Here is a 10,924-nt window from a genome sequence, read left to right as displayed (position 1 = left end):
CGCCCCGCCCCCTCTCCCACCCTCTTGGAAGGACCCCTGTGAGCGAGCAGCCCAGCCGTCGACCCGGCCCCCGGACGTGGACGGCGCTGGCCGTCGCGCTCGTCGTGGTGGCCGTCGTGGCCGTCGTGGTGGCGGTGACCGGACAGCAGCAGGCCCCGCAACCGGTGGCGGCTCCCGCCCAGGGGACGGACTCGGCGGACGGCGCGACGGGAGCCCCCAGCGCCCCGCCCGCGAGGCCCGACACCGACACTGCCGCCGCTGACCCGGCGGTGGCGAAGCCGGTGTCGGTCGGCATCCCGACCATCGGGGTGACCAGCGACCTGCTGCGCCTGGGCCTCAACGACGACGGCACCGTCGAGGTGCCGCCGCTGGGCCCGGACGACCAGGCCGGCTGGTACGAGCGCGGACCCGCCCCGGGCGACGCGGGCCCGGCGGTCCTCCTCGGGCACGTCGACTCCGCCGAGCACGGACCGGGGATCTTCTTCGACCTGGGCGCGCTGCAGCCCGGGGACGAGGTGGAGGTGGCCCGCGCCGACGGCACGGTCGCCGTCTTCGCCGTCGACCGCGTCGAGCGCCACCCCAAGGACGACTTCCCGACCATCGAGGTCTACGGCGACACCGCCGACGCCCAGCTGCGGCTGATCACCTGCGGCGGGGACTTCGACTCCGCGGTACGCAGCTACGAGGACAACGTCATCGCCTTCGCGACCCTGGTGCGCACCGAGCCTGCCTGAGCGGGGGCGACGGCCCCGGTTCCTAGACTGCGGGGGTGTCGGCTACCTCGATGGGCAACCCGTCTGACTCGGTGCAGCCGCTGCACGCGGTGCTGTTCGACATGGACGGCACGCTGGTGGAGACCGAGGAGCTGTGGGGCGAGGCGATGGCCGCCCTCGCCGTCCAGCTGGGTGGCACCTTCTCCGCCGAGGCGCGGGAGCAGACCGTCGGCACCTCGATGCGGGTGGCGATGGAGGTCCTCCACGCCGACCTGGGTGTCGAGCGCAGCGAGGAGCAGCACCGGGCCGACGCGGCCTGGGTCGAGGAGCAGACCGCTCGGCTGATGACCAGCCGCGGGATGCCGTGGCGGCCGGGGGCCCGGGAACTGCTGGTCGCGGTGCGCGACGCCGGCCTGGCCACCGCCCTGGTGACGACGACGCCGCGCCGGATCGCCGCCCTGGTGATCGACCACATCACCACGGACCTGGGGCAGTCGCCCTTCGACCTGACCGTCTGCGGGGACGAGGTGCCCGCCTGCAAGCCCGACCCCGCGCCCTACCTGCAAGCGATGCGCGAGCTGGGCATGGACCCAGCCGGGTCCCTGGTCATCGAGGACTCGCACGTCGGGGTCACCGCGGGGCTGGCCTCCGGCGCAGCCGTGCTGGGTGTGCCGTCGATGCAGTCACTGGAACCGCTGCCCGGGCTGACCCTGCGGTCGTCGCTCGCCGGGTTGACCGTCCCCGACCTGCGCCGACTGGTCGCCGACCGCGGTCACGCGCCGACCCCGGTCTGACCGCGCCACCCGCCCGGCCGACTCGGTACAGCGACTGCATCGACTCCGCACGGGGTGTGGATCGGGTCAGTCGGTGGCGACCGTCAGCGGCAGGGTGGTGCGCCAGCCCGCGGCAGCCGCGGCGTCGGCCGGGAACGGCGGGGGAGTGCCGCCGAACGCCGGGCAGAGCGCCTGGTGGTCGCACCAGCTGCACAGCCGGCTCTTGTTCGCCCGGAAGTCGCCGGTCGCGACCGCACGCTCGATGGCGGCCCAGATCGCCTGCAGGGTGCGCTCGAACCGCAGCAGCTCCGCCTCGTCGGGGGCATAGGTGAGCGCGTCGCCGTCCTTCAGGTACAGCAGCTTGAGCTGTGCGGCGACCACGCCGCGGGTGCGCCACAGCACCAGCGCGTAGAACTTCATCTGGAACAGCGCCTTGGCCTCGAAGGCCTCCCGCGGCATCCCGCCGGTCTTGTAGTCGACCACCCGCAGCGCGCCGGTCGGGGCGACGTCCAGCCGGTCGACGTAGCCGCGCAGCAGCAGCCCGTCGGGCAGCGTGACCTCGACCAGCTCTTCGCGGCCGTGCGGCTGGATGCGGGTCGGGTCCTCGAGCCGGAAGTAGGTCTCCACCAGCTGACCGGCCGAGGCGAGCCAGGCCTCCAGGCTCTCGGCCTGCTCACCCTCCGGCGCCTCGAAGAGCTCGGCGACGCCCGGCTCCTCGCGCAGTTCGTCCCACGCCGGCGCCACCAGCGTCTGGGCGGCGGCGACGGTGCGCTCGGCGGCGGGCAGGTCGTAGAGCTTCTCCAGCACCGCGTGCACGAGGGTGCCCCGGACCGCGGCCCGCGACTTCTTCTCCGGCAGCCGGTCGATGGTGCGGAAGCGGTAGAGCAGCGGGCAGGACTTGAAGTCCGCGGCCCGGGAGGGCGACAGGGACGGACGCCGGGGAGCGGAGTCCGCGGCCGCCGTCCGCGCTGGGGACTGGTCGGTCTCCTGGGTTCCCGTCTCCGCCGTCAGTGTCATGCGCCCGAGGTTAGGTGTGCCCCCTGACAGTTCCGAGTGCGCGCGCCGGGGAGTGGCCTCTTCGCCGTCCGTACCCTCGTCCCACGTGGACGTACAGCAGCAGCAACCCGCCGACGAGACCCCGACCGCGACCGAGGTGCTCGCCGACGTGCCGCTCGAGCCCGTGGTGGTCGAGGGCGAGCCGGCGCCGACCGACGCCCCCGAGCCGGTCGAGGGCGCCTTCCGGGTCGGTGACCGGGTGCAGCTCACCGACCCCAAGGGCCGGCACCACACCGTCGTCCTGGAGCCGGGCAAGGAGTTCCACACCCACCGCGGCGCGATCAGCCACGACGACCTGATCGGCTCGCCCGAGGGCTCCGTCGTCCACTCGACGGCGAACACCGGCTACCTGGCGCTGCGCCCGCTGCTCGCCGACTTCGTGCTCTCCATGCCGCGCGGGGCGCAGGTCATCTACCCCAAGGACGCCGCCCAGATCGTCGGCTTCGGCGACGTCGGCCCCGGCATGCGGGTGCTGGAGGCCGGCGCCGGCTCGGGCGCGCTGAGCTGCTCGCTGCTGCGCGCGGTGGGCTCGACCGGCACCCTCACCAGCTACGAGCGGCGCGAGGACTTCGCCGACGTCGCCCGCGGCAACGTCGGGGCCTTCTTCGGCGAGGTGCCGGAGAACTGGTCGCTGCGGCTGGGCGACCTGGCCGACCACCCGGCCGCCGAGGTCGTGGACCGCGTCGTCCTGGACATGCTGGAGCCATGGGCCGTGCTGCCCACCGTCGCCGCCGCGCTGCGCCCCGGGGGTGTGCTGATCGGCTACGTCGCGACCACCACCCAGCTGTCGACCTACGTGGAGGCGCTGCGGGCCCAGGGCGTGTGGACCGAGCCGTACGCCTGGGAGACCATGCTGCGGCCCTGGCACGCCGAGGGCCTGGCGGTGCGCCCCGAGCACCGGATGGTCGCGCACACCGCCTTCCTGGTCACTGCCCGCCGGCTGGCCGAGGGGGCCGTCGCACCGATGCGGCAGCGGCGCAAGAAGCTCGCCTGACGCCTGGGCCGACACGTGCCGCACGTGTCGGGGCGATGACGTCCGGGCGCACCGCGCGCACCCGTTCCGAGCCTGAGGCGCCGTCGCCTCCCGCGTGTATAGATTGGCGTCCTGGCTCCCCCCGATGTGTGTGGAGGTGCGCGATGGGCCCCGGTACTGGCACTGGCCCCGACGAGTTCCGAGCGCGGCGTGAGCGTGACGTCGCCTCCCTGGTCAAGCAGATCTCCTACCTCGAGGAGGAGATCAGCCTCCTCCGACGGAAGGTCACCGACAGCCCGCGCCAGGTGCGTGCGCTGGAGGAGCGGCTCGCCGAGGCGGAGGGCCGCGCGGCCTTCCTCTCCGAGCGCAACGACAAGCTGGCCGGCACGCTGCGCGACGCGCGCGAGCAGCTGGTCACGCTCAAGGAGGAGGTCGAGCGGCTGGGGCAGCCCCCGTCCGGCTACGGCGTCTTCCTGGAGCGGTTCGAGGACGGCACCGTCGACGTGTTCACCAGCGGCCGCAAGCTGCGGGTGTCGGTGTCGCCGGCCGTCGAGGTCGCCGAGCTGCAGCACGGCCAGGAGGTCATGCTCAACGAGGCGATGAACGTCGTCGCCGCCCGCGGGTTCGAGCGCGCCGGGGACGTGGTGATGCTCAAGGAGCTGCTGGAGCCCCTGCCGGGCGTCCCGCGCCGCGCCCTGGTCATCGGGCACACCGACGAGGAGCGGGTCGTCTACCTCGCCGACTCCCTGGAGGGGCAGCCGCTGCGCAGCGGCGACTCGCTGCTGCTGGAGTCCCGCTCGGGCTACGTCTACGAGCGGATCCCCAAGAGCGAGGTCGAGGAGCTCATCCTCGAAGAGGTCCCCGACATCGACTACTCCGACATCGGTGGGCTCTCCCGGCAGATCGAGCAGATCCGGGACGCCGTCGAGCTGCCGTTCCTGCACGCCGACCTGTTCCGCGAGTACGAGCTGCGCCCGCCGAAGGGCATCCTGCTCTACGGCCCGCCCGGCTGCGGGAAGACGCTGATCGCCAAGGCGGTGGCCAACTCGCTGGCCAAGAAGGTCGCCGAGCTCAACGGCGACTCCGACCGGAGCCAGGGGAAGTCCTTCTTCCTCAACATCAAGGGCCCCGAGCTGCTGAACAAGTACGTGGGGGAGACCGAGCGGCACATCCGGCTGGTGTTCCAGCGGGCCCGGGAGAAGGCCAGCGAGGGCACGCCGGTCATCGTCTTCTTCGACGAGATGGACTCGATCTTCCGCACCCGCGGGTCCGGTGTCTCCTCCGACGTGGAGAGCACGATCGTGCCCCAGCTGCTCAGCGAGATCGACGGCGTCGAGGGGCTGGAGAACGTCATCGTCATCGGCGCCTCCAACCGCGAGGACATGATCGACCCGGCGATCCTCCGCCCGGGGCGCCTGGACGTGAAGATCAAGATCGAGCGGCCGGACGCCGAGGCCGCGCGGGACATCTTCACCAAGTACCTGACGACGACGCTGCCCATCCACGCCGACGACCTGGCCGAGCACGGCGGCAGTCGCGAGGCGACCATCGCCGGGATGATCCAGAGCACCGTCGAGCGGATGTACACCGAGACCGAGGAGAACCGTTTCCTGGAGGTCACCTACGCCAACGGTGACAAGGAGGTCCTGTACTTCAAGGACTTCAACTCCGGCGCGATGCTGCAGAACATCGTCGACCGGGCGAAGAAGATGGCGATCAAGGACCGCCTGGAGACCGGCGTCGGCGGCCTGCGCGTGGGTCACCTGATGAACGCCTGCGTCGACGAGTTCAAGGAGAACGAGGACCTGCCCAACACGACCAACCCCGACGACTGGGCGCGGATCTCGGGCAAGAAGGGTGAGCGGATCGTCTACATCCGCACGCTCATCAGCGGCAAGGGCGCCGACAGCGGCCGCGCGATCGACACCGCGACCAACACCGGCCAGTACCTGTAACAGCGCTGCACCGGCGGACCGGGCCCGGAGACGGGCCCGGTCCGCCGGTGTCAGGTCAGGCGCGCGACGAGCTCGCGCAGGTGCGCGCCGCCCGCAGCCTCGTACCAGGCCCCGGGGACGGTGCGAACCCGGTAGGGACGGTCGAGCGGAGCCCGCGGACCGACGTCGACGTGCGTGACGTCGGCGCCGAGCCCGTGGAGGTGGTCGGCCATCGCGTAGTCGGACCGGGAGTCCCCGACGGTGTGCCAGCTGGCGGGCAGCGGACCGTCCTCCCGGAGCAGGTCCAGGGCGCGGCTGGCGCCGAGCGCCTTGCCCGACCGGACCGACTCCACGTCGGTGGCGATCACCGAGGGGTCGATCCGCCACGGCGTCCGGCCGTCCGCGTCGGGCAGGAGCCGGTCGCCCAGCTGGATGCCCAACCCGGCCGCCGACAGCCGTGCGGCGAGCTCGGCGTCGAAGCGCTGCTGCCACTCGGCGAAGGAGGCGGCGGGGACGTCGGTCCGGGCCTCGACCGTGGCCATCGTCCGCTTGCCGGTGTCGACGAACATCGCCTCGCCGTACTCGCCGCCGACCAGCTCGGCCAGGACGGCGTGGCAGACCTCGGGGACGGCGAGCCCCGGGTCGACGTGGACGTCCCCGCCGTCGGCCGTGGTCCACAGGCCGCCCTTCTCGCAGACCGCGTGCAGCCGGGCGCCGTCGGGAAGCCCCGCGGCGACGAGCGGGCCCAGCAGCCGCTCGCCGACGAAGTCCACCGACCGGCCGGTGTTCAGCACGACGGGGACGCCGGCGGCCAGCAGCCGCCGCAGGTCCTCGAGCAGGGACGGGTCGACGGCGCGCGTCTCCGGACTGGCCAGGGGGCCGTCGACGTCGAGCAGGAGTCCCAGGGGTGGCGTGCTCACCGGGCCATCCTGCCGTCGAGCGGCCGCGGCCTAGGGTTGGGGCATGAGCGTGCGTCGGGTCATGGGCACGGAGCTCGAGTACGGCATCTCGGTGCCGGGGCAGCCAGGGGCGAACCCGACGACGCTGTCGAGCCAGGTGGTGAACGCCTGGGCGGTGGCCGAGGCACCGACGCCGCGCCGGCCGCGGTGGGACTTCGAGGAGGAGTCGCCGCTGCGCGACGCCCGCGGGTTCGACCTCTCCCCGGCCCAGGCGCTGGACCACAACGACCTGGACGACGACGCGGGGATGGCCAACGTCATCCTCACCAACGGGGCCCGGCTCTACGTCGACCACGCCCACCCGGAGTACTCCACGCCGGAGGTCACCAACCCCCGCGACATCGTGCTGTGGGACAAGGCGGGGGAGCAGGTGATGGCCGAGGCGGCCCGCCGCGCCGCCCGGGTGCCGGGCACCCAGCCCATCCAGCTCTACAAGAACAACACCGACGGCAAGGGCGCCTCCTACGGGGCGCACGAGAACTACCTGATGAGCCGGTCGACGCCGTTCATCGACATCATCCGCGGGCTGATCCCGTTCTTCGTCACCCGCCAGGTCTTCGCCGGCGCCGGCCGGGTCGGGATCGGCCCTGAGGGCCGCACCGACGGCTTCCAGCTGTCCCAGCGGGCCGACTTCTTCGAGGTGGAGGTGGGCCTGGAGACGACGCTGAAGCGGCCCATCATCAACACCCGCGACGAACCGCACGCCAACCCGGACGACTACCGTCGGCTGCACGTGATCATCGGCGACGCGAACCTCGCCGAGCTGTCGACCTACCTCAAGGTCGGGACGACGGCGCTCGTGCTGGCCATGATCGAGGCCAAGGCGCTGACCCAGGACCTCACCATCGAGGAGCCGGTCGAGTCGCTGCAGGCGATCAGCCACGACCCGTCGCTGACGCATCGGGTGCGACTGCGCGACGGCCGCCGGCTGACCGCGATCGAGGTGCAGCGGGAGTACCTGTCGCGGGCGCAGAAGTTCGTCGCCGACAACGGGGACGACGACGAGCAGACCGCCGACGTGCTGCTCCGGTGGGCCGAGGTGCTCGACGAGCTCGCCGTGGACCCGATGCGGCTCGCCGACCGGCTGGACTGGCCGGCCAAGCTCCGGCTGCTGGAGGGGTACCGGCAGCGCGACGGGCTCAGCTGGGGCGACGCCCGGCTGAAGCTGGTCGACCTGCAGTACTCCGACGTCCGGCCGGACAAGGGGCTCTACCACCGGCTGGTGGCCCGTGGCTCGATGCAGCGGCTGCTCACCGACGACGAGGTGACCCGGGCGATGACCAGCCCGCCGCCGGACACCCGCGCCTACTTCCGCGGCGAGTGCCTGCGCCGCTACCCGGCCCAGGTCGCCGCGGCGTCGTGGGACTCGGTGGTCTTCGACGTCGGCCGGGAGAACCTGGTCCGCATCCCGACCATGGAGCCGCTGCGGGGCACCCGGGAGCACGTCGGTGCGCTGTTCGAGTCGACGTCGACCGCGGCCGAGCTGGTCGACCGGATCACCGCGCGCTGACCTGACGGGGGCGAGCCCGCGAACGCGGCGGACTGTCACCCGGCGCGGGTAGCTTCTGCCTCAGCACCGACCCAGCAGCGAGCTCCGGAGGGTGAGATGGCCACGAGGGACACCGGCGGGCAGCAGAAGGCCACGCGCACGCGCGAGGAGACCGAGGAGGTCGAGGCGTCGGTCGACGCCGAGGCCGCCGAGCGGCGCCAGGAGATGACCGACGACGTCGACTCCATCCTCGACGAGATCGACGGCGTCCTCGAGGAGAATGCCGAGGAGTTCGTGAAATCGTACGTGCAGAAGGGCGGAGAGTGAAGGTCTGATCACTCCCTGTAACTACTGAGATGAAGCGCTGCCCAGACTGCGATGTGGAGAAGCCGTCGGCTGCATTCGGTCGGAACAGGTCGCTGCCCGACGGCCTCTCGTTCTACTGCTCGGAGTGCGATCGCCGGCGGAACGGCGCCTGGTATCGACAGTCGCGGGCGGCCATGGGCAAGTCCGTTCGCGACCACTCGTGGGTCCCGGAGGGTTTCCGCTGGTGCCCCGGATGCCGTCACGCCGTGCCCCATGAGGACTTCTCGCGGAACGCCAAGCAGGCTTCGGGGTTCGGCAGTCTCTGTCTGTCCTGCCACCGCACGTCGAGCAACGACGCCTACTGGAAGCGCCGCTACGGACTGACCCGGAGCGACGTTGCCGCTCTGCGGGCTGCCCAGGGGGATGCGTGTGCCATCTGCGACGCGTCGCAGCCCGAGCATCTCGATCATGACCACGAGACCGGGCGGATCAGGGCGCTGTTGTGCCAGCGCTGCAATCAGGGTCTTGGGCTTCTCCGTGACGACCCGGTCGTTCTGCGGGCAGCGGCGGACTACGTCGAACAGCACCGAGCCGCACTGATGGCCCTCGCCGGTCGACTGGCGGCCGACGACTTCGCGCCGTCGACCCACCGGGCGCCCGCCGGGTCACCGCGGGCGGGAGTGGGCAGCCACGGGTTCGCCCGGTGGCGGGCCATGCAAGGGACCGACTGACGACCACGCGCTGGCTGTGACCCAGTGCGGCCCGACGTCGATCCGTGGACATGCGCGGCGACTGCCCGCCGGTAGGGTCGGCGGGGCGTCGACCCGGCAGCTCCGCGGCCGGCCGGCGCAGCAGACGCAGCAGCACGGACCGCCGTCGCACGACGGCAGGAGAGGCGGATGGGTGACCGAGACGTCAGCTGGTCGGAGCGGGTTCCCGCCCGCGTACCTGGACCGGGTGGGCTCCTCGTTCACCGACTTCCTGGGCACCACCGCCCCCGACCTGCTGCCCGGCCGGCGCACCGTCCCGACGATGTCCATGGCTGACCTCGCCCCGCACGCCACGACCATCGTCGCCGCCACCTTCGACGGCGGCGTGCTGATGGGCGGCGACCGGCGAGCGACCATGGGCAACCTGATCTCCAGCCGGGACATCGAGAAGGTCTACGCCGCCGACTCCTGGTCGGTCATCGGCATCGCCGGTGCCGCGGGCATCGCCATCGAGATGGTCCGGCTCTACCAGGTCGAGCTCGAGCACTACGAGAAGATCGAGGGGATGACGATGTCCCTCGACGGCAAGGCCAACCGCCTCGCCGCGATGATCCGGGGCAACCTCGGTGCCGCGATGCAGGGCCTCGCCGTCGTCCCGCTGTTCGCCGGTTACGACCTGGACGCAGCAGAGGGCGTCAGCCCGGGCAGGATCTTCAGCTACGACGTCACCGGCGGGAACTACGAGGAGCGCGGCTATGCCTCCGTTGGCTCCGGCTCGCTGTTCGCCCGCAACTCCCTGAAGAAGACCTGGCGCCCCGGCCTGTCCGCCGACGCCGCCACCCGCACCCTCGTCGAGGCGCTCTACGACGCCGCCGACGACGACTCCGCCACCGGCGGCCCCGACACCGTCCGCCGGCTCTACCCGATCGTCTACCGGGTCGACGCCGAGGGCGCCGTCCGGCTCCCGGACGACGAGGTCGCCGCCATCGCCACCACCATCGTCGCCGAGCGCTCGGCCGCAGACGGGCAGGGCTGAGCCATGACCATGCCGTACTACGCCTCGGCCGAGCAGGTCATGCGGGACCGCTCGGAGTACGCCCGCAAGGGCATCTCCCGCGGTCGCAGCGTCGCCGTCCTCACCTACGCCGACGGCGTGCTGTTCATCGCCGAGAACCCCAGCGCCACGCTGCACAAGGTCAGCGAGCTCTACGACCGCATCGGCTTCGCCGCCGTCGGCCGCTACTCCGAGTTCGAGAGCCTGCGGGTCGCCGGCATCCGGCTGGCCGACGTCCGCGGCTACTCCTACAACCGGCGTGACGTCACCGGCCGGGTCATCGCCAACGCCTACGCGCAGACCCTCGGCTCGGTCTTCACCGAGCAGATGAAGCCCTTCGAGGTCGAGCTCTGCGTCGCCGAGGTGGGGGAGGACTCCGCCTCCGACCAGCTCTACCGGCTCACCTTCGACGGGTCGATAGTCGACGAGGCCTCCTTCGTGGTCATGGGCGGGCAGGCCGAGGCGGTGAGCAGCCACCTGCGTGAGCACTTCACCCCCGGCTTGAGCCTGGCGGAGGCCCTGCAGGTCGGCGTCCGGGCGCTGTCCGCGGTCAGCCCGGCCACCGCGGCCAACGGCGGGGCGCACGACCAGCTGCCCGCCGAGCAGCTCGAGGTGGCCGTCCTCGACCGGCGGCGTCCGAAGCGGGCGTTCCGCCGCGTCGTGGGCGCCGCGCTGACCAGCCTGCTCTCCGACCAGGGGACCGCCGCTGAGCCCGCCGAGAGCCCCGCGGAGGCGGCCGGCACCCACGCGCCCAGCGCCCCGGCGCCCGGGACCCCGCCGGGCCTCGGCGACCCGGCGGCCGTCGACACCGCCGGCGGCAGCGAGCAGGCCTCCGCCCAGCCGAGCACGCAGGACGGCGTCGGTGGCGGCACCGACGGCGAGACCCCGGACAGCGAGCAGTGAGCGGCGCGGCGTACTCGGGACACGAGCCGAGTACGCCGCGGACGCCTAGGCTCG

General features: G+C 72.4%; 11 protein-coding genes. 9 read left to right on the top strand and 2 right to left on the bottom strand.

The annotated features are described in order from the left end of the window. Positions 1-38 precede the first annotated feature (38 nt). Together IN07_RS01075 and IN07_RS01070 are read left to right on the top strand one after the other, a co-directional pair. Positions 39-734, top strand: a complete 696-nt coding sequence (locus IN07_RS01075; protein WP_231557928.1) for a class F sortase — start codon at positions 39-41, stop codon at positions 732-734. A gap of 35 nt (positions 735-769) precedes the next feature. Continuing rightward, a complete protein-coding gene (locus tag IN07_RS01070; protein WP_231557927.1) occupies positions 770-1,507 on the top strand; it encodes an HAD family hydrolase in 738 nt (245 codons plus the stop codon). A 66-nt stretch (positions 1,508-1,573) separates the two neighbouring features. Here the strand turns inward: IN07_RS01070 and IN07_RS01065 are convergent, their stop codons facing one another. Continuing rightward, positions 1,574-2,503 carry a RecB family exonuclease gene (locus IN07_RS01065; protein WP_036332686.1) on the bottom strand — a complete coding sequence of 310 codons (930 nt, stop codon included), beginning with the start codon at positions 2,501-2,503 and terminating at the stop codon, positions 1,574-1,576. A gap of 85 nt (positions 2,504-2,588) precedes the next feature. Between IN07_RS01065 and IN07_RS01060 the strand changes: the two genes are divergently transcribed. Beyond that, entirely contained in the window at positions 2,589-3,536 is a 948-nt protein-coding gene (locus tag IN07_RS01060) for a tRNA (adenine-N1)-methyltransferase (RefSeq protein WP_269429928.1), read from the top strand. Positions 3,537-3,679: 143 nt separating this feature from the next. Next, a complete protein-coding gene (gene arc, locus IN07_RS01055) occupies positions 3,680-5,470 on the top strand; it encodes a proteasome ATPase (RefSeq protein ID WP_036332684.1) in 1,791 nt (596 codons plus the stop codon). A 50-nt stretch (positions 5,471-5,520) separates the two neighbouring features. On the opposite strand, the gene IN07_RS01050 is transcribed toward arc, so the two are convergent. Next, positions 5,521-6,369 carry a Cof-type HAD-IIB family hydrolase gene (locus IN07_RS01050; RefSeq protein ID WP_036332682.1) on the bottom strand — a complete coding sequence of 283 codons (849 nt, stop codon included), beginning with the start codon at positions 6,367-6,369 and terminating at the stop codon, positions 5,521-5,523. Positions 6,370-6,412: 43 nt separating this feature from the next. Here IN07_RS01050 and dop point away from each other — a divergent pair, with 43 nt between their 5' ends. From dop to prcA, 5 genes are all read left to right on the top strand, one after another. Continuing rightward, complete coding sequence (gene dop / locus IN07_RS01045) at positions 6,413-7,918, top strand: depupylase/deamidase Dop (protein WP_036332680.1); 1,506 nt, start codon at positions 6,413-6,415, stop codon at positions 7,916-7,918. Between the two features lie 96 nt (positions 7,919-8,014). Next, positions 8,015-8,224: a ubiquitin-like protein Pup gene (locus IN07_RS01040; RefSeq protein WP_036332678.1), complete on the top strand. Its 210-nt coding sequence runs from the start codon at positions 8,015-8,017 to the stop codon at positions 8,222-8,224. 245 nt (positions 8,225-8,469) lie between these two features. Next, positions 8,470-8,934, top strand: coding sequence for an endonuclease VII domain-containing protein (locus IN07_RS23665; RefSeq protein WP_052090458.1), 465 nt, complete (start codon positions 8,470-8,472; stop codon positions 8,932-8,934). Between the two features lie 172 nt (positions 8,935-9,106). After that, positions 9,107-9,949 carry a proteasome subunit beta gene (gene prcB, locus IN07_RS01030; protein WP_197058298.1) on the top strand — a complete coding sequence of 281 codons (843 nt, stop codon included), beginning with the start codon at positions 9,107-9,109 and terminating at the stop codon, positions 9,947-9,949. 3 nt (positions 9,950-9,952) lie between these two features. Next, positions 9,953-10,870 carry a proteasome subunit alpha gene (gene prcA / locus IN07_RS01025; protein WP_036332676.1) on the top strand — a complete coding sequence of 306 codons (918 nt, stop codon included), beginning with the start codon at positions 9,953-9,955 and terminating at the stop codon, positions 10,868-10,870. Positions 10,871-10,924 lie beyond the last annotated feature (54 nt).

The sequence above is a fragment of the Modestobacter caceresii genome, from assembly GCF_000761485.1.
Classification (GTDB): domain Bacteria; phylum Actinomycetota; class Actinomycetes; order Mycobacteriales; family Geodermatophilaceae; genus Modestobacter; species Modestobacter caceresii.
Note: the sequence above shows the minus strand (reverse complement) of the source record. Positions and strands in the feature narration are given on the sequence as shown.

Bases quoted from the DNA above. Each gene is read 5' to 3' on its own strand.
- IN07_RS01065 (WP_036332686.1), bottom strand. From the start codon at position 2,503: ATGACACTGACGGCGGAGACGGGAACCCAGGAGACCGACCAGTCCCCA.
- arc (WP_036332684.1), top strand. From the start codon at position 3,680: ATGGGCCCCGGTACTGGCACTGGCCCCGACGAGTTCCGAGCGCGGCGT.
- dop (WP_036332680.1), top strand. From the start codon at position 6,413: ATGAGCGTGCGTCGGGTCATGGGCACGGAGCTCGAGTACGGCATCTCG.
- IN07_RS01040 (WP_036332678.1), top strand. From the start codon at position 8,015: ATGGCCACGAGGGACACCGGCGGGCAGCAGAAGGCCACGCGCACGCGC.
- prcA (WP_036332676.1), top strand. From the start codon at position 9,953: ATGACCATGCCGTACTACGCCTCGGCCGAGCAGGTCATGCGGGACCGC.